This window comes from Azospirillum endophyticum (assembly GCF_016595245.1).
Lineage (GTDB): Bacteria > Pseudomonadota > Alphaproteobacteria > Azospirillales > Azospirillaceae > Azospirillum > Azospirillum endophyticum.
In genome coordinates this window covers 76,762-93,416 of record NZ_JAENHM010000001.1, presented here as the reverse complement: position 1 = coordinate 93,416, position 16,655 = coordinate 76,762, and the positions used below count along the sequence as shown (strand labels likewise).

Here is a 16,655-nt window from a genome sequence, read left to right as displayed (position 1 = left end):
TCGCCTGTCTCATGCTCGGAAAAGCTGTCGCCATCCTACAAGTCCCTAACAGCCTCTAGGGAGTCCGTTCGGGATTACCGGCCATATCCTTGAGCAGGGCCAGATCATTGATGACGATAAAGCCTTTGGCATATGTCACTGCGCCGGTCTTGCGCAGGGCGCCGAGGCATTTGTTGACCATTTCGCGCGTGACACCCAGCATGTTGGCAAGGGCTTCCTGCGACAGCGGCAGGGTCAACCGCAAGCCAGCCGCTGTCTGCTGCCCATAACTGTCCGACAGCAGCAGCAGCCTGCGGGCAAGCCGGCGGGGGACGTCGTGGAAGACGGCGTCTTCGATGTTCTCCGATACCCACCGCAACCGGTCGCACAGTACGACCATCATCCGGGTGCACAGGCGCGGATGGCGTTCAAGGAAGGGAATGAAGTCTCCGCGATCGATGCGGTAAAGCTCGACCGGCCGCAGGGCTATTGCGGCGGCTGTGCGTTCCCGGCCGTCGATCAGCCCGATCTCGCCCAGGACATCGCCGGCCTCCAGGATGTTCAGCAGCATGGTCTTGCCGTCCACCGAGGAGGTGCGGATGGCGATTTGGCCCTTCAGCACCGCGAAGAGACTATCGCCGGGGTCGCCTTTGTCGAAGATGATCTGGTCGGCATCGAAGCGGACGATGCGGCCCAGCGCCAGCATTTCCATCATCTGCTCGGCGTCGAGTTCCCCCAGCAGCCGGTTGCGCCTCAACACCGTCCCGACATCTATCGGCGCGTTCATCCGTTCTTCCAGACACAGTTTCGCGCCGGGAAGGCGGGAATCGCCACCCCGGCGCGATCAGTCTAGCCAAAACGCTCTTACATCGCGAGCGGCGCTGCGTCGCGCAGGGCTCGTTCCCACAAAACGGTGCGCTCGAAATGGAAACGGGCTTCCGGTGCCGTTTCGTCGCTCGTCCGTCGACCCAGCCGACGGGCCATGCTGCGCAGCATCGCCTTGGCATCCTCGCGCTTCTGGTCGAAACGTCCCTGCGGCAGCCAGCGGCGGAAAGCCGCCAGTTCGGCTGTCGGCAGGCCAATGTCTTCACCCAACCGCAGCATCCGGCCATAGCCGCGTTCGCGGTAGGGAAGTTCCTTGGCGATCGACTCCACGCGCAGGGCCGTCTCGGCCGTCAGAATGCGGTCCGCCATGGCGTCGGACAGCGTGCGGCGGATGTTCACCATTGCCTCCGACAGGGCGGTGTAGCCCAATTCGGCGGGGCCGTGGATCACCGCCACCTCGTCGTCATCTTCCAGCCGGCCGTCGCGGAATGCCTCGAAGATGGCGCCTACACCGATCATGCCGAAGGGATACAATTCCGCCGCGCGCAGAGCCCCCATGCTGGAGGCGCCGAACACCGGAATGCCGGCGTGGATGGCGTAGAGGATTTCCTTGTGCCAGACCGACGGCACGCTTTCGAAGAAGCCGTCGATGATGCCGATCGCATCCGGCTTTTCGGCGCACAGCCGCAGAACATCGCCCTGGGAGACCGGCGGCAGATAGGTGGCATCCAACTCCAGCGCCGCGTCCTCGCGTGGCAGGGTAGGGCCGAGGAAAACATAGACGCCGCTCATGCCGCCTTCTCCATGGCTTGGGCGTCGAGCACGCGGAGGCCGCGTTCGCCCAGCAGATAATCGGGGGAGTCATCGGCACCCTCCAGCCCCGGTACGACGACGCGTATGACGGGAATGCCGAATTCGGCCTTGGTCAGGTTGACGGCCACCGCTTCCTTGATGCCGACGGCCCGCAGCCGATCGAGCTGGTGGGCGAGGTCAGCTTCGATGGTAGGGGCGGCGCTGGTCGGGCAGTCGCGGAAGGCCCGGTGGCCGGCGCCGTTGACGATCATGGCCTTCCAGCGGGCATGATGGGCCGGGTCAAGATGCCGTTCATATTCGGTGCGGGGCATGTCGTCGCGGGCGCCGGCGATGAAGGTCAGGCGGCTCTGCGCCGCCTCGGTCAGGGCACGGGACAGGGCGATCTCGCGCGCCACATGGCAGCCCATGCCGGTGGCCGGGCGGATGGAATGCTGGGGCAACTCCTCATGCTCGGCAATGCGGCAGAGGAAGGCGGGCAGGCCGACATCGCTGGTGGTTTCCCACACGCCGACGGCGACGCCGGCGGCGTCGAACCGGTCGATCAGCGAGCGGCAGACCGGATCATCGACGCTGTCCAGGTCGATCCGCGTCGCCGCCTGGGTCGTGGCATTCTGCAGGCGCCACAAGGTGGTCGCATCGCGCTCCACCAGTTCGGTGACGGCGTGGCTGATCGCTTCCACCTTGTGGTTGCCGGATGCCAGACCGTTGGAGCCGGCCAGGAAGGCGCCTTGACCAGGCGCCATCGGCACGGTGAAATTCAGGTGAACCATTTCGAAGGGAACCCATTTCGGGCAGCCGTTCAGCAGATCCTCCCCCTCTATCCACAGGATGGGGCTGTTGGGATTGAAGTTGCCGGTCGACAGCCGGGGCAGGCGGTCGACGTCCACCACCGGGTGGCTCCACCGCAGTTCCTCGAAGCTGGCGAACTTCAGCGGCAGGGTGATGCGCTCGGCGTGGTAGCTCTCGATCGACTCCATGACTCCCGACGCTTTGGCGGCGGCGAGTGTCACCCCCTTACCCTGCGACACCGAGATGGAGCGCGAGTTCGGCCGCGTCACCATCACCACCGGAATACCGACGCCATCCAGCCCGGTGACGTTGGCGACCCGGGTGATCCCCATGATCGGCAGGAAGGGGGCCACCCGTGCCAAGGTCTGTTCGGGCGCCATGACCCGGTGGGTACCGACCGTATGGGCCTTCACCGCATCCGAAATGGAGGCTCTGACATCGAGCAGATCGAAGGGCATCGCGGCTTATCCGTGGCCGAGGAGAATCGAAGGAGCATGTTCCCGTTCCCGGGTCCGTGGCCGGTCAGCACGCGTCGGCGCTGGTGGCCACGGTCCGCAGAACCGGAACCGGGAGCCAGATCAGGCGCCCGGGGCAATCATGGTACGGGCAGCTTCATGGTCCGCGGTTTCGAAACCGGCGCGGTCGCCCGAACGGACATGGGTGCGGGCGGTCGCGATGGCGGTGTCGGCGACTTCCGAAACGCCGTGGGCGGTCACCGAATAAAGCCGGCCATCGGCGCCACGGATCATCGAAGCCTGGGAAATCGACATGTTCATAAGAATGTCCTTCAAGTGTGTGGCTGACAGGAAAACTCTTCACATGCGAAGGGGCATTCCGCTGTGAAGAACTTCACAGTGCTTGCAGCGGGGGCGACGTAGGGTTCCTGGCCGACGATCTCACCCCGTCCGGCACCGGGAGCGGCCAATGCAATTTCAAAGAAAATCCCTATCGGATGTGGAGTGCGGTACCGATCTGCGCAGCCTCATGGTGTGGCCGACGGTGGTTTCCCGGACCATTCCGCTCACGGATCGGCATGCGAAGTTGCGCCTGGAAAACGCGATCTGGAGTGGACTGGACGAGATTGCGAAGAAGCAGAAGCGGCTTGTCCCCGACCTCTGCCAAGAAGTCGATAGCTCTCGACCGGCCACGATGCCGTTGACGAGTGCCATCCGCAGTTATGTTCTGGATTACTTCAGGCAGGCCGGGACGCGTTAGCCGTGCCATGAAACCGAGCGGAAATCCGTTCCTCGGCTCTCAATCGCGATGTCCCTGCCATTCAGCAGTTTGGCGCATCTGTCCGCGACCCGGACCAGGGACAGGAGCCTTGCATTTCGTTCCGCGAGCCCCAGCGCGCGTCTGGGGCCTTCGCCCTTGCTCATGATGAAGGCCACCTCCGCTTCCAGCGCTTCCGCTTTCGCAAGATAGCCGATCCTACCCGATGACGACGCCAGTCTCCGGACAAGCGCCGCCTGTTTCATTGCCTGCTCCCGACCACCGGTCAAAAGATGCGTCTCGGCCAGCCAGAGATGCACCTGGCTGATGTAGGCATTGACCCGCTCTTGCTCGGCGATCGCCAGTGCTTCCTGAAAGAGCGACAAGCCTTCGGTGACTCTGCCGGTCAGCGCATTGGCGTAAGCCACGGCTCCCATTAAGAATGGCTTATGCAGTTTCGAGTGTGTCGATTCACAAAGGTCATGTGCTGTTTCAAGATAAGAGATCGATTTACTCGGCTCTCCCAACAGCAGGTAAGTCCAGCCTATATGCTCGTACGCATATAGCCGGGAGAAATTGTGGTTGCTTGCGTCCGCAGATTCGACTGCATTGATGGCGTTGCTGAGCGCTTCACGTTCCAAGCCGACTTCGGCACAGTTCCTCGCAAGATTGGCACAGACTCCAACCTTGCCGATGACGGCGAGCCCGAACCGCTCATGGAGGCAATTCTCGGGCAGCATCTTGCGTGCCGACCGAAGGACGTTACAACCTTCCAGATAGAGCCCTTTTTCTGCAAGGATGCCGCCCAGCCGCCCAAGAAGCTGGATCTGCGTTCTCCGATCAAAGCTCCCGTCATTGGCCCTCAGCCCTTCACGGATGAACTGAACGGCCCGGTCTATGTTGCCATTCGACCACTCCACGGCGGCAAGCATGGACGAGGCGCGCGCATAGCGTCGCGGATCCCCGACGGACAGCGACAAATCCCGAGCTTCCTCCAGCAACTGGCCGGTGTCGGTGAAGCCGCGCGGCATCCGAGCCCGTGACAGGGCAATGGAGGTGTCGATCCGTTGAAGCGGTTTGCGCGGCCGGTCCGGGTACCGGTCCAGCGCTTTCAGCGCGTTCCGGTAGTGCCAGCTTGCGTCCTCGAGCCGGGAGCGCAGTTCCGCCCGTACGCCGGCCCGGCGACCGAACAGGTGGGCGGCCGGCCAGTTTTCCGCCATGAAGGCATGGTGGGCCAGCAAGTCCAGGCGGTTGGGCAGATCGTGGTCGCGGCGGTGGCGCAGCGCCTCCAGCACACGGGTATGCAGCGCCCGGCGGTCGGATTTGGTCAGGGTGGCGTAGGCGACCTCTTGGATCAGCGCATGCTTGAAGGAATATTCCAGGTTGGGCAGCAGGCGGGTGCGCAGCACGAAGCCGGCGCGTTCCAGATAGGCCAGGCAGTCGGACAGGATCGGCACGGACAGGCCGGTCAGCGCCTGCAGCAACCCGACATCGAAGGTGATGCCGATCACCGCCGCGTTCATCAGCAGGCGGCGCCGTTCCAGCGTCATCAGGTCCATGCGTTCGGCCAGCAGGGCGTGCAGCGTACGGGGCAGTTTGTGGACCACCAGCGGATCGATCAGGCGGTAGGCTCCCGGGGTGCCTTCGATGGCATTGGATGCCTCAAGCGTCCGCAGGACCTCCTCCAGATAGAGTGGAACGCCTTGGCAGCGGGTGGCGACCTGGGCTTTCAGTTCCACCAGCGACCAGTCCGGCCCAAGCCAGTGGGCCAGAAAGTTCTGCACCTGCTCGGGCGACAGCATTCCCAGATCGATGCGCTGCCCGCCAGGCCGGCCGCTCCAGCCCTGCTCCTGCGACTCTGGTCCAAGCGGGGGCGGGCGGCGGGTGGCGAGCAGCAGGAGGCGAGAGCCCGACCACGGCAGCGCTTCCGCCAGCCGGTCGAGCAGCCGCACCATCACCGGCCGTGCCCAATGGGCATCCTCCACCAGAACCAGCAATGGTCGGCCGACCAAGGCGCTGCCGCTCGGCTTGCCGGCCATTCCATGCCCATCGTCCGGCGGTATCGGTGCCGCCAGCTCCAGCGTCGCCCCCACCAGACCTTCGATCGCCAGCGACAGGCGCTGCGCCGCATCAAGCCCACCCCACAGGGGATCCAGCCCGGGCCGGCCGAACAGCGCGCGAACGGCGTCGCCTGCCAGCGAGCCGGACCGCCGGCGGGCGGCTTCGCAGACCCAGCCTATGCCTTCATCGCAGGCACAGCCTGCCACCTGCTCGGCCAAGCTCAGTGCCACGGCCTCGAGGTCTTCTGGATCGGCCAGCCGGCGGATCGGCATCTGCGGCCATTGCAGCAGGGTCCAGCGCCGGCTGCGGGGCGCGCGCAGGAACTCGCCGACCAGCCGCGACTTGCCGATCCCCGCCTCTCCTTGCAGCAGAAGCTGGGTCGGGTTTCCTGCCTCCACCGAAGCGGTGATGGCGAACAGGGCCGCTACCTCCCGCTCCCGGCCGACATAAGGGGCGTCCGTGGCCGAGAGCAGGTCGGTGGCGGTCCGGCGGACGGCGCGGGCTCCGTCGAGCAGGAAAGCCGGTATCGGCTCAACCTCGTCGGACAGGCGCAAGCTTCCCATCGGGCGCACCGCCACGCCGACCGGAATAAGGTCAAGCGTGTCGCGGCTGAGTTGGGCCGTGTCGGAGGCGGCGCGCTGCTGCAGCTTGGCGGCCATATGCACGCATTCGCCGACCGCGCGGTAGTCGGTCCACAGCCCATTGGTCATCACATGAGCGACGGCATCGCCCGAACTGATGCCGATGCGGATGTGGAAGATCGGCCGTCCCTGTTCGTCGCGGGTGGAGCTGAGGATGTCCTGGGCGGCAAGGCAGGCGCGCAGCGCGTGGTCCTCCTTGGCGCCGGGAGCGCCGAAGGTCGCCAGGAAGCCGTCGCCCAGCATCTGGGTCACTGTTCCCTCGAAGCGGGGGACCGCCTCCGTCACGCGGTTCAGGATGGAGAGGAGCAGGTCGTCCGCATCCTCCGGATCGCGGCCGGCCACCATGGCCGAGGAGCGGACGATGTCGACGAACATCGCCGTCACCACCTTGCGTTCGCGCGGCTTATCGCCCGGCAGGCGCGACGCCTCCTGCCAGGGACGGCCTTCGTCCGTCGCTACGCTCAACATGGTGTCCGCCATGTCCGCCCCCTTCGCGGAATTCGCGTTGACATATTAGAGCATGCATTTCGAATTTTGCGAACATCCGAGCGATGTGGAGCCCAAGATTTTCGCGCAGGCGGAAACCAACATATCTATGTATGTAATTCGAGGCAAAAAGAAAGCGCCGCGACTTGCGCGGCGCTTTGATTGTTACTTGTGATGAATATCCGTTCTGTCTGACTCGGGGGGCGGTTGGTGCTACCCGGCTCACATTGGATCAGCGGCGAACGGCGATGTTCTCCACCTGGGATACGTCGCGCACGGCACCGCGGTCGGCGCTCGTGGTCAGGGCGGCATAGGCGCGCAAGGCCGGAGAGACCATGCGGACGCGGCCGGCCGGTTTCCAGGCATCCATGCCCTTGGCGTTCATCGCGTCGCGGCGGCTCTGAATCTCCTGGTCGTCGACGGCAAGGCGGATGATGCGGTTGGGGATGTCGATCTCGATGCGGTCGCCATCCTGAACCAGACCGATGGCGCCGCCCTGCGCCGCTTCCGGCGAGACGTGGCCGATCGACAGGCCCGACGTGCCGCCGGAGAAACGGCCGTCCGTGACCAGCGCGCAGGCCTTGCCCAGCCCCTTCGACTTCAGGTAGCTGGTCGGATACAGCATCTCCTGCATGCCGGGACCGCCACGCGGACCCTCATAGCGGATGACCACCACTTCGCCCGCCTTGACCACGTCGCCCAGGATGCCGGCGACGGCGTCGTCCTGGCTTTCGAAGACGCGGGCCGGGCCGGCGAAGACGAGGTTGGACGCATCGACGCCCGCCGTCTTCACGATGCAGCCGTTCTCCGCGATGTTGCCGTACAGGACGGCGAGGCCGCCGTCCTGGCTGAAGGCCTTCTCCGCCTTGCGGATCACGCCCTTCTCGCGGTCGAGGTCCAGTTCCGGCCAGCGGCGTTCCTGGCTGAAGGGGACGACGGTGGGAATGCCGCCCGGCGCGGCGCGGTAGAGGGTGTGGACGGCCTGGTCCTGGGTGCGCACCACATCCCAGCGGTCCAGCGCCTCGCCCAGCGACGGCGCGTGCACGGTCGGGGTTTCGCGGTTCAGCAGGCCGGCGCGGTCCAACTCGCCCAGGATGCCGAAGATGCCGCCGGCGCGATGAACGTCCTCGATATGGACTTCGGACACCGCCGGGGCGACCTTGCAGACGTTGGGAACGCGGCGCGACAGCCGGTCGATGTCGGCCATGGTGAAATCGATGCCGCCCTCCTGCGCCGCCGCCAGGATGTGCAGGACGGTGTTGGTCGAGCCGCCCATGGCGATGTCGAGCGTCATCGCGTTCTCGAACGCTTCCTTGGTGGCGATGCCGCGCGGCAGGGCGGTGGCGTCCTCCTCCTGGTACCAGCGGCGGCAGAGGTCGACCGCCATGCGGCCGGCGGCGAGGAACAGCTCCTTGCGGTCGGCGTGGGTCGCCAGGATGGTGCCGTTGCCGGGCAGCGACAGGCCCAGCGCCTCGGTCAGGCAGTTCATCGAGTTTGCGGTGAACATGCCGGAGCAGGAGCCGCAGGTCGGGCAGGACCCGCGCTCCATCTCCGCCGCCTCCTCGTCGGAGACGGTCGGATCGGCGGCGGCGACCATGGCGTCGATCAGGTCGACCGACTTGACCTTGCCGCGCCACTTGACCTTGCCGGCCTCCATCGGGCCGCCGGAGACGAAGACCGCCGGGATGTTCAGCCGCATCGCGGCCATCAGCATGCCGGGGGTGATCTTGTCGCAGTTGGAGATGCAGACCAGCGCGTCGGCGCAGTGGGCGTTCGCCATGTACTCCACCGCGTCGGCGATCAGCTCGCGCGAGGGCAGGCTGTACAGCATGCCGCCATGGCCCATGGCGATGCCGTCATCCACCGCGATGGTGTTGAATTCCTTCGCAACGCCACCGGCCTTCTCGATCTCGCGCGCCACCAGCTGGCCAAGATCCTTCAGGTGGACGTGACCGGGAACGAACTGGGTGAAGGAGTTGGCGATGGCGATGATCGGCTTGCCGAAATCGCCGTCCTTCATGCCGGTCGCCCGCCACAGGCCGCGCGCGCCCGCCATGTTGCGGCCGTGGGTGGAGGTGCGGGAACGGTAGTGCGGCATGGATCGGTCCTCAGCTGGTCGATTTGGGCGAGTTGGCGAAAGGAATGGAACGAAACGGGTGGGCACCTTAGCAATCTCCTGTCGCGCGCGCCAGAGGCGCGATCCTGTCTGAGACGCCAGAGGCGCGACGTCGCCGTGGCCCTGCCATGCATGCCGCGAGGATTGCCGATGATAGGCAAGCTTACGATGGACCGATGTCTTCCTCTCCCGATCCCCGCTCCGAAATCCTCCATTCGGTGAGCTTGGGCGCGGTCCTGACCGACACCGCGCGCATCATGCGCGTCCGTTTCGACCAACGGGCCTGCCATTTCGGCCTGACCCGCGCTAAATGGTCGGTGATCGCCACCCTGGCGCGGAACGAGGGGATCAAGCAGACGGCGCTGGCCGCCTGCGCCTTCTGGGTCTTCGCCATCCACATCGCCACCGCCCACGGCAATACGAAGACCGAGCCCTCCCTCGACCCGGCCCTGCTGCGCGACCGCAATTTCGTCACCGGGCTGATCCTGATCTTCGTGATCGGCGTGATCCTGCTGGCGATCATGGCGCTGCTGCCGCCGATGCTACAGAACCTGCTGGTCATCCCGATGCTGCTGCTGCTCCGGCGGCCGAAGGCGGGAGCCCCGGCACCGGAGGAAGCCGCGGTGATGGAGTAGGCAGCCAAAATCAGGCGGCCATGCTCGACATCGCCCGGCAGCTTTCGGCACAGCGGCGGCACATCTCGGCGCAGCGCTTCATCATCGCGTTGTCGGCCATGCGGTCGCACTGATCGGCGCAGGCCGCGCAAATCTCGGCGCAGGCGCCGCAGGTGAGGTGATGGAAGCGGGAGCCGCGGATCATGAAGTCGGCGCTGGTGCGGCAGATGTCGATGCAGTCGAGCAGCAGGCGGATATGCCCGGCCTCCGCATGCGCGCCGCCCTTGTTCAGGCAGTGGGCGACGGTTTCCAGGCAGATCGTGTGGCAGTCGGTGCAGTTGCGGATGCAGTCGTCCATCGACGGCGTACCGGCCATGACGGGTCCTCCGGAGAAGATTGCAGGATCGCCCTGACAACCGGCTTCGGGGCTGAAGGGTTCCGGCGGAGGCTGGGATCAGCCGGCCGTGGCGCTCTTGCCGCCGTCCTTCTTCGAATTGCGCGGCGGCTTGGCGGCCGGGGACTTTGCAGTCGGGGATTTTGCGGGCGTCGCCTTGGCGGCGGCTTTCGCAGGAGCCTTGGCGGGAGCAGCCTCTTCGGCCGGAGTTGCGTCGACCTTGGCCTTGGGGGCGGCCGGCTTGGCCTTCGCCGGCTTGGCGGGTTCGGCCGCCGGGCCGTTCGCGACCTCCGACAGGGATTCGGCGGCGGCGCGGGTGCTCTTGCCGACGGGCTTGGAGGTCGCCTTCGAGGCGGCGGTCTTCCTGCGCGATCCGGCGACCTTGCCGGTCGGTTCCAGCGCGCCGGCACCGCGGATTTCCGCCTCCGCCTGGCTCCAATGGTCGGAATCGCGGCCGTGCGGGCGGCCCTCGCTCTCCCACAGCTCGTGGGCACGGCGTCGGATACGCTCCTGGATATCGTCGGTATCGGCCATCGAGTCCCCCATTTGTCTGCCCGGCGGGTCTGCCATACCGTATTTTGTGGCAGCGACCCGCCAACGTTGCAAAGCCACTCGTGCGAGGCACCACGAAAGAGGCGAAGACTCCGGACTCCGCCGTTCCATGAGGGCAACACCGCAGGATCGGACTGGTTCCCGGAGGCAACGGGAGATGGTTCCCAACCGGCGCATTCCGTGCCACAAGGCGCCCGCCGATCCGAACCGCGAGCGCGCCCATCATGACGCCTGCACCCTCCCTCGCCCGTCCGTCCCTGCTCGACCGCGTCGCGGCGGCGCCCTGGTGGCTGCTGTGCGCCGGGCTGGCGGCGGCGATGGCGCTGTCGGTCCTGCTGGTCGGATTCCGGCTGCCCTACTGGGTGCATGCCGACCAGGATCTGGTGCTGGCCTATCATGGGCTGCTGTTCGGCGACGACCTGCCGCAGGAGTATTTCGACCATCCCGGCTACGGCTATTTCCTGGTGATCGACCTCTGGTACCGGCTGCTGCATGCGGTGGGGCTGCTGCCGGTCGCCACGCTGTCGGCTTTGCCGCCGGGCAGCGACGTGGCCGCGACGCAGGCGGTGTGGCAGTCGCTGGTCCAGGCCGGGCGGGTGCTGTCGATCCTGCTGACCGCCACCTTCGCCGTCGGCTATGCCACGCTGTTGCGCGGGCTGGTCGGCGACCGGCGGGTGGCTCTGCTGGCCGGGATCCTGCTGGCCTTCGGCGTCGGGCTGACGGCGCAGGGGCGGCAGATGCGCACCGACCTGCTGTCGGCCGGCTTCGTCGTGCTGGGGCTGCTGCTGGTCCTGCGGGCGGTGCGGCCGGCCGACGGGCGGGGCGGCGGCGGCGCGTCGCTGCTGCAACTCGCGCTGGGCGGGCTGCTGGTCGGTCTTGCCATGGTGACCAAGGTGCAGGCGGTGTTCCTGGCGATGGGGCTGCCGGTGGCGGCGATTCTGTTCGGGCGGCGGGCGGAACCGGAGACCGGTTCTGGAAACGGCTGGGGCGCGGCGGCGCTGGCCGGGCTGCTGGCGGCTGCGGCGGCGGTGCCGGCCTTCGGACTGATCCAGGCGGGGCTGGCGGGCTGGGGCCGGGCTTTCTATCCCTACACCCCCGTCGGCGGCGGGCTGTCGGGCGGCGGCTATCAGAGCATCGTCGCCGGCTGGGTGCTGGTCGGCATCCTGGTCCATGCGGTGGTGCACCGCGTGCCGGCGGCCCGTGCCGTGGCCGGGGCGGCGGCGGTGCTGCTGGGGCTGGCGGTCGGGCTTCTGACGCTCGACATCCGCTGGAACGAGCAGAACGCCATCGCCGTGGCGAATTTCGTCGAGCACATGTTCGTCTTCTCGTCCTGGCGGCATGGCGCTGCGCTGAACGGCCAGGGGCAGGTTGTGGGGGAGGGGACGCTGGCGTTGCTGCTGGCCGGCATCGGCCGCACTCTGGCGATCCGCACCATCGTCCTGCATCCCGACAACATCCCGCAGACCATCGTCGTCGAGTGGTTCGCCATCGCCGGGGCGGTGGTGCTGTGGAGCCGCGGCGAAAGGCTGGCCGCGGTGCAGGCGCTGTTCCTGCTGCTGGTCGCCTGGGGACTGGAGGCGCTGTTCTCGCTGCGCGGATTCCAGCGCGCCTATGCCGCCTACACCGACCCGCTGGCGATCCTGTCGGCGGCCTGGGTGCTGACGCGGATGCCGGAGCTGCTGAACGGCAAGAAGCCGCGGCGCTGGATCCTGGGGGTGGTGGCGCTGGTGGTGGTGGCGGCCCATGCCTGGCCGATCATCGAAACCCGCAAGCTGCCGAACCCGGTCACCCATTGCGACTGGATCCCGATCTACATGCCCAAGGTTTCACCGTTCCCATTCTGCCGCTAGGCGCCTCCCTTGTCCCGGGCGCGATCCAGCGCCTCGACCACGCCGGCGCTGTCGATGTCGGCGAAGTCCGGGCGGTGGTGGATCAGCACGCGTGGGCCGGTGCTGTGGATCGGCTTGGAGGCGTCGGAGAAGACCACCACGGTGGGGCAGCCGACGGCGGCGATCAGGTGGGTCGGGCCGGTGTCGTTGCCGACCGCCCCCCAGGCCCGGCGCGCCAGCCCGCCCAGCTCCGGCACGCTGGTGCGGTCGGTGAGGTCGACCGCCTGCGGGCAGGTTTCCGCGATCACGCGGGCGAGGTCGCGCTCGCTGCCGGTGCCGATCACCGCCGGCACGATGCCGCGGCCGGCCAGCGCCGCCGCCACCTCGGCATAGCGGCGGGCCGGCCAGCGCTTGTCCGGCCGTCCGGGGGAGGAGCCGGGAACCAGCAGGGCGAAGCGCTCCGGCAGGCCGAATTTGGCAATGTCGGCGTCGAGCCAGGACAGGTCCGGCGTCTCGTCCGGCATGATGCCGAAGGGGGCGAGCTGGCGGACATAGCGGTCGCGCACCGGCACCTTGCGCCGCCCCTCGTAGCGGTCGGGGTGGGAGGCGCCGCGGGCGGTGCCCGACCATTCCGGCCAGGGGCCGGGGAACAGCAGCCGGTGGTACAGGTCGGTGCGCGTCTGCGCCTGGAGGTCGTAGACGCGGTCGAAGCGCTGGGCGCGCAAGGCCCGGCGGATCGCCAGATAGGCCGACAGCGAGCGGTCGCGCGGGTCCTCCAGCACCTCGTCGAACAGGCCGCTCATCCGGGCGAGTGGAGCCAGCGAGGGCAGCGTCAGCAGGGTCAGCCAGTCGCCGGCATGGTGGCGGCGGATGGCGGCGAAGGTGGTCTGGGCCAGGAAGAAGTCGCCGAAGGCGCCCAGCTTGATGACCAGGATGCGGAGCGGACGCTTGCTCATCGTGTCTTGTCCCCGATGCGGGCCCCGATACGGGTTGCCAGCCGCAGCATCAGCGCGGCGGAAAGGAAGCCTGCCATCCACCAGGGCTGCCAGATGCCGTAGGCGGTGCTGCCCATCGCCATCGCCGTGGCGAACAGGGCGAGCGCGAAGGGCTGGTCGCGGCGGTCGAGCCGGGCGGTGGCGGCCAGCAGCATCAGCATCACCGCCAGCGCCAGCGCCGCCCCGACCGCCCCGGTCTCCAGCCAGACCTGGAGGAAGGCGTTGTGGGGGTGGAGCGGCAGCAGGCTGTCGCCGATCGGCGAGAAGTCCGACACCGCTCCTTCCGGCGGGAGGGAGCGCGAGGCGTCGATGCCCTGGCCGAACACCGGCGTGCGGAGCGCGCGCTCCGCCGCATGGCCCCAGATCTCGACCCGGTGCTGGGCGGAGCGGAACAGCAGGGCGGAATGGTCGAGGTTGAGCGGACCGGAGAACAGCAGGGCGGCGGGCAGCACCAGCAGGAAGGCGGCCGTCACCGCGGCGGCGAACAGCCGGCGGGTCCAGCGGGCGGAGGCACGGGCGGCGCCCAGCGTGACCAGCCCGGCGGCGATGCCCAGCATGGCCGACCGGCTGGTCAGCGGCAGGCAGGCCAGCGCATAGCCGACCGGCACCAGCAGGGCCAGCGCCCGGCGTCGGAAACGGTCGACCGCCAGGGCGGCCGGCCAGACCAGCAGGCAGAGCAGCGCCGCCGTCCGCTTGGGCACATTGCCGTTCAGCAGGTTGGGCAGCTGGTCGTCGGGCACGCTGTTCCACCAGCGGTTCAGCGGGAAGTCCAGCGCCGCTTCCACCGCGAACAGCAGCCCGCCGGCCAGCCCGCCGGCCAGGAACAGCCCGGCCAGCCGCCGCGCGTCCGCCGCCGGCAGCCCGGCGATCCAGGCGCCGCCGGCCAGCGCGCCGAGCGCGATGTAGCCGATCTCCAGCACGGTCTGCAGCGCGCGGTCCGACGGGCTCCACAGGCTGGAGGCCAGGGCCAGGATCAGGAAGGCGCCCACCGCGGCGACCGCCGGCGTCAGGCGCAGGATGCGCCCGAAGGCGCCGCGCCGCGCCAGTCCGGCCAGCGACAGCAGCAGAAAGACGATCGCCCAGACCGGCAGCCCGCGCGGGGCGAGGGCCGCCAGCGGCCCCAGCACCAGGGCCGCCGCCCCGGCCAGACTCCGCAACGCGGCATCGACCCCTTTGCCGGCGGGGCCAGGGGCGGGGGCGGAAGACGCGGAAGCGGGGCGTGACGCGGTGGCGTCCAGGGACTCGACGGGCATGACCTCGACGCGGATCAGCGGAAACCGGCGGGGACTTAACCGCACCTTCGCCGCGAAAGCAACGGCGCGCGGTCGGTGGGAGGCCGGCGCCGGAAGGGACATTTGAAACGCCGTGGAACAGGGTTCAGGGTGCTGTTCCATTGTTTGACCCGACGGCGGGGTGGTGCCGGGGCGGTGCCGAGCTGAACATTTGAAACGCCGTGAAACAGGAATCTGCGCGGCGTTCCACTGTTTCATCCTGGGTGAAGCCCTTGGTGAGCAAGGCAGATCGGGGGGGCGGCATCCGGCGGGGCATGGTGGTTCCTTCCTGGCAGGGGCAGGAGGGTATTCCTATCATGGATGCCGGAGTTTGGGGAAAGGGTTGGGAGAAAATCGCGTATGGTCTCCTCTCCTCATCCTGAGGGGAGGCCTCTGGCTGTGTCGCTGGATAGCCTTCGGCACGCCATGGATTGCGTTATGCTCTCTATCGAAGCGGATCGTTCGAAGGGGGTGGAGATGGAACGCAACGCGGGGCAGGGGACCGAAGGCTACCGGGTCCGTGTGATGAGCCGGGCGGACCTCGACCTTGCCGTGGACTGGGCGCGGACGGAGGGGTGGAACCCCGGACTGTACGATGCCGGCGCCTTCCATGCCGTCGATCCGGCGGGCTTCCTGGTCGGGCTGCTGGACGGGCAGCCGGTGGCCTCGCTTTCCGTCGTCCGTTATCCGGGGAAGTTCGGCTTCCTCGGCTTCTACATCGTGCGGCCGGAGGCGCGCGGGCGCGGCTTCGGCTGGGGGCTGTGGCAGGCTGGGCTGCGTCATCTGGAGGGCTGCACCGTCGGCCTCGACGGCGTGGTCGCCCAGCAGGAGAACTACCGCAAGTCGGGCTTCGCCCTGTCCCACCGCAACATCCGCTTCGGCGGCAGCGTGCCGGACGGCGAGGTGGGCGGAACCAGTCTGGTGGACGCCCGGACGGTGCCGTTCGACCGGCTGACGGCGTTGGATGCCGAGTTGTTCCCAGCCCCGCGCCCCGGTTTCCTCGCCAACTGGATCGCCCTGCCGGGGGCCACGGCGCTGGCGGCGGTGAGGGAAGGCGGGGTGATCGGATTCGGAGTGATCCGCCCCTGCCATAGCGGTTTCAAGATCGGCCCGCTCTATGCTGCGGACGGGACGGTGGCGCGGGATTTGGTGCTGGCGCTCGCTCGGGCAGCCGGCGCCGGCCCGGTGTTCCTCGATGTGCCGGAGCCGAACGGGGTGGCGGTGCGGCTGGCGGAAGACTTGGGGCTGGTGCCGCAGTTCGAGACCGCCAGGATGTATCTGGGACCGGCTCCGGTGACGGATTTGGGGCGGATGTTCGGGGTTACGAGCTTCGAGTTGGGGTGAGGTCTGATCAGCGCAGGAATTTCACCATCAGAAGCTCGTCGACATAGACCCCATTCACCTTCAGCACCCGCGGTGCCGTTCCAAACGTTTCGAAGGCCAGGCGTCGGTAAAAGCCGACGGCCCGTTCATTGACCGCCGCGACGGACAGATGGATCTGCTCGACATGTTCTGCAGCATAGGTGAGCAAGGTGGTCAAGGCTGCATCGGCAAGACCGCTGCCCCGCCTGTTCTGGATGCCGTTGCAGGGCTTCGAGGCGGAGGGCGCGGAACGCCTCCGCATCGTCCGGTAGCAGCGGCCTGAGCTCTGTCGTGCGCATAGCCTCGTCCGGCACTCCCGGGGAAGGCACTCGCGGGGAACGTTCCCAGCTTTCAGGCTGCGCCTGAAGCCCTTCTCACGCCAGCAGGTCGGTGTGCCGGTTGCGGCGGATCCACATGGCGGCATAGCCGCAGAGGGGAACGATCTTCAGTCCCTCGGCGCGGGCGGCCTCCACCACGCCTTCCATCAGGCGGCCTGCGGCGCCGGTGCCGCGCAGCGAAGGCGGGGCCTCGACGTAGGAAATCACCAGGGTCTGGCCGTTGCGGCGGTAGTCGGCGAAGACCGTCTGGCTGCCGACCGCCAGTTCGAACCGGTTCATCGCGTGGTTGTCGGTGACCGTCTGTCCCATCCTCTTTGCTCCGTCGGTTGCGAGGGCTACTTCCTTCAACAGCGGGATGCGGCGAACCGGTCGGCGGTC

16 protein-coding genes are annotated in these 16,655 nt (G+C 67.7%); 4 read left to right on the top strand and 12 right to left on the bottom strand.

Going from position 1 to position 16,655, the window contains the following annotated elements; translation table 11 throughout:
* Positions 1-55 precede the first annotated feature (55 nt).
* The 4 genes from JHL17_RS00395 to JHL17_RS00380 all read right to left on the bottom strand — a co-directional run bounded on the left by JHL17_RS00395 (position 56) and on the right by JHL17_RS00380 (position 3,182).
* Entirely contained in the window at positions 56-739 is a 684-nt protein-coding gene (locus tag JHL17_RS00395) for a Crp/Fnr family transcriptional regulator (protein WP_345773723.1), read from the bottom strand.
* Positions 740-843: 104 nt separating this feature from the next.
* Positions 844-1,596 (bottom strand): TfuA-like protein, encoded by a 753-nt coding sequence (locus JHL17_RS00390; protein WP_200190073.1) that lies wholly within the window; start codon positions 1,594-1,596, stop codon positions 844-846.
* Positions 1,593-2,864 (bottom strand): YcaO-like family protein, encoded by a 1,272-nt coding sequence (locus JHL17_RS00385; RefSeq protein ID WP_200190072.1) that lies wholly within the window; start codon positions 2,862-2,864, stop codon positions 1,593-1,595. The genes JHL17_RS00390 and JHL17_RS00385 overlap by 4 nt, the downstream gene beginning before the upstream one ends.
* 120 nt (positions 2,865-2,984) lie before the next feature.
* The gene (locus JHL17_RS00380) at positions 2,985-3,182 is read right to left on the bottom strand and encodes a hypothetical protein (protein ID WP_200190071.1); all 198 of its coding nucleotides are present in this window, start codon (positions 3,180-3,182) and stop codon (positions 2,985-2,987) included.
* Between the two features lie 148 nt (positions 3,183-3,330).
* Here JHL17_RS00380 and JHL17_RS00375 point away from each other — a divergent pair, with 148 nt between their 5' ends.
* Entirely contained in the window at positions 3,331-3,621 is a 291-nt protein-coding gene (locus tag JHL17_RS00375) for a ribbon-helix-helix domain-containing protein (protein ID WP_200190070.1), read from the top strand.
* On the opposite strand, the gene JHL17_RS00370 is transcribed toward JHL17_RS00375, so the two are convergent.
* Together JHL17_RS00370 and ilvD are read right to left on the bottom strand one after the other, a co-directional pair.
* Entirely contained in the window at positions 3,618-6,800 is a 3,183-nt protein-coding gene (locus JHL17_RS00370; protein WP_200190069.1) for an ATP-binding protein, read from the bottom strand. The two genes, JHL17_RS00375 and JHL17_RS00370, sit on opposite strands and share 4 nt — an antisense overlap.
* 238 nt (positions 6,801-7,038) lie before the next feature.
* Positions 7,039-8,904: a dihydroxy-acid dehydratase gene (gene ilvD, locus JHL17_RS00365; protein ID WP_200190068.1), complete on the bottom strand. Its 1,866-nt coding sequence runs from the start codon at positions 8,902-8,904 to the stop codon at positions 7,039-7,041.
* Positions 8,905-9,098: 194 nt separating this feature from the next.
* Here ilvD and JHL17_RS00360 point away from each other — a divergent pair, with 194 nt between their 5' ends.
* Positions 9,099-9,557 carry an MFS transporter gene (locus JHL17_RS00360; RefSeq protein ID WP_200190067.1) on the top strand — a complete coding sequence of 153 codons (459 nt, stop codon included), beginning with the start codon at positions 9,099-9,101 and terminating at the stop codon, positions 9,555-9,557.
* Between the two features lie 10 nt (positions 9,558-9,567).
* On the opposite strand, the gene JHL17_RS00355 is transcribed toward JHL17_RS00360, so the two are convergent.
* Together JHL17_RS00355 and JHL17_RS00350 are read right to left on the bottom strand one after the other, a co-directional pair.
* Positions 9,568-9,912, bottom strand: a complete 345-nt coding sequence (locus JHL17_RS00355; RefSeq protein WP_200190066.1) for a four-helix bundle copper-binding protein — start codon at positions 9,910-9,912, stop codon at positions 9,568-9,570.
* 78 nt (positions 9,913-9,990) lie between these two features.
* Entirely contained in the window at positions 9,991-10,464 is a 474-nt protein-coding gene (locus JHL17_RS00350; RefSeq protein ID WP_200190065.1) for a DUF2934 domain-containing protein, read from the bottom strand.
* 242 nt (positions 10,465-10,706) lie between these two features.
* Between JHL17_RS00350 and JHL17_RS00345 the strand changes: the two genes are divergently transcribed.
* Positions 10,707-12,332, top strand: a complete 1,626-nt coding sequence (locus tag JHL17_RS00345) for a glycosyltransferase family 39 protein (protein WP_200190064.1) — start codon at positions 10,707-10,709, stop codon at positions 12,330-12,332.
* Here the strand turns inward: JHL17_RS00345 and JHL17_RS00340 are convergent.
* Positions 12,329-13,267, bottom strand: a complete 939-nt coding sequence (locus JHL17_RS00340; RefSeq protein WP_200190063.1) for a glycosyltransferase family 9 protein — start codon at positions 13,265-13,267, stop codon at positions 12,329-12,331. The two genes, JHL17_RS00345 and JHL17_RS00340, sit on opposite strands and share 4 nt — an antisense overlap.
* The gene (locus tag JHL17_RS00335; RefSeq protein WP_247893220.1) at positions 13,264-14,559 is read right to left on the bottom strand and encodes an O-antigen ligase family protein; all 1,296 of its coding nucleotides are present in this window, start codon (positions 14,557-14,559) and stop codon (positions 13,264-13,266) included. Before JHL17_RS00335 ends, JHL17_RS00340 begins: the two co-directional genes overlap by 4 nt.
* Before the next feature lie 456 nt (positions 14,560-15,015).
* Here JHL17_RS00335 and JHL17_RS00330 point away from each other — a divergent pair, with 456 nt between their 5' ends.
* Positions 15,016-15,921: a GNAT family N-acetyltransferase gene (locus tag JHL17_RS00330; protein WP_247893219.1), complete on the top strand. Its 906-nt coding sequence runs from the start codon at positions 15,016-15,018 to the stop codon at positions 15,919-15,921.
* A gap of 7 nt (positions 15,922-15,928) precedes the next feature.
* Here JHL17_RS00330 and JHL17_RS36860 read toward each other — a convergent pair whose 3' ends face one another.
* Positions 15,929-16,117: a GNAT family N-acetyltransferase gene (locus JHL17_RS36860; protein WP_247893218.1), complete on the bottom strand. Its 189-nt coding sequence runs from the start codon at positions 16,115-16,117 to the stop codon at positions 15,929-15,931.
* A gap of 196 nt (positions 16,118-16,313) precedes the next feature.
* Positions 16,314-16,586: a GNAT family N-acetyltransferase gene (locus JHL17_RS00320; RefSeq protein ID WP_200190062.1), complete on the bottom strand. Its 273-nt coding sequence runs from the start codon at positions 16,584-16,586 to the stop codon at positions 16,314-16,316.
* Positions 16,587-16,655 lie beyond the last annotated feature (69 nt).

Bases quoted from the DNA above. Each gene is read 5' to 3' on its own strand.
- JHL17_RS00350 (WP_200190065.1), bottom strand. From the start codon at position 10,464: ATGGCCGATACCGACGATATCCAGGAGCGTATCCGACGCCGTGCCCAC.
- JHL17_RS00380 (WP_200190071.1), bottom strand. From the start codon at position 3,182: ATGAACATGTCGATTTCCCAGGCTTCGATGATCCGTGGCGCCGATGGC.
- JHL17_RS00330 (WP_247893219.1), top strand. From the start codon at position 15,016: ATGCTCTCTATCGAAGCGGATCGTTCGAAGGGGGTGGAGATGGAACGC.
- JHL17_RS00345 (WP_200190064.1), top strand. From the start codon at position 10,707: ATGACGCCTGCACCCTCCCTCGCCCGTCCGTCCCTGCTCGACCGCGTC.
- JHL17_RS00320 (WP_200190062.1), bottom strand. From the start codon at position 16,586: ATGGGACAGACGGTCACCGACAACCACGCGATGAACCGGTTCGAACTG.
- JHL17_RS00390 (WP_200190073.1), bottom strand. From the start codon at position 1,596: ATGAGCGGCGTCTATGTTTTCCTCGGCCCTACCCTGCCACGCGAGGAC.
- JHL17_RS00385 (WP_200190072.1), bottom strand. From the start codon at position 2,864: ATGCCCTTCGATCTGCTCGATGTCAGAGCCTCCATTTCGGATGCGGTG.
- JHL17_RS00355 (WP_200190066.1), bottom strand. From the start codon at position 9,912: ATGGCCGGTACGCCGTCGATGGACGACTGCATCCGCAACTGCACCGAC.
- ilvD (WP_200190068.1), bottom strand. From the start codon at position 8,904: ATGCCGCACTACCGTTCCCGCACCTCCACCCACGGCCGCAACATGGCG.
- JHL17_RS00340 (WP_200190063.1), bottom strand. From the start codon at position 13,267: ATGAGCAAGCGTCCGCTCCGCATCCTGGTCATCAAGCTGGGCGCCTTC.
- JHL17_RS00360 (WP_200190067.1), top strand. From the start codon at position 9,099: ATGTCTTCCTCTCCCGATCCCCGCTCCGAAATCCTCCATTCGGTGAGC.
- JHL17_RS00375 (WP_200190070.1), top strand. From the start codon at position 3,331: ATGCAATTTCAAAGAAAATCCCTATCGGATGTGGAGTGCGGTACCGAT.
- JHL17_RS00370 (WP_200190069.1), bottom strand. From the start codon at position 6,800: ATGGCGGACACCATGTTGAGCGTAGCGACGGACGAAGGCCGTCCCTGG.
- JHL17_RS00335 (WP_247893220.1), bottom strand. From the start codon at position 14,559: ATGCCCGTCGAGTCCCTGGACGCCACCGCGTCACGCCCCGCTTCCGCG.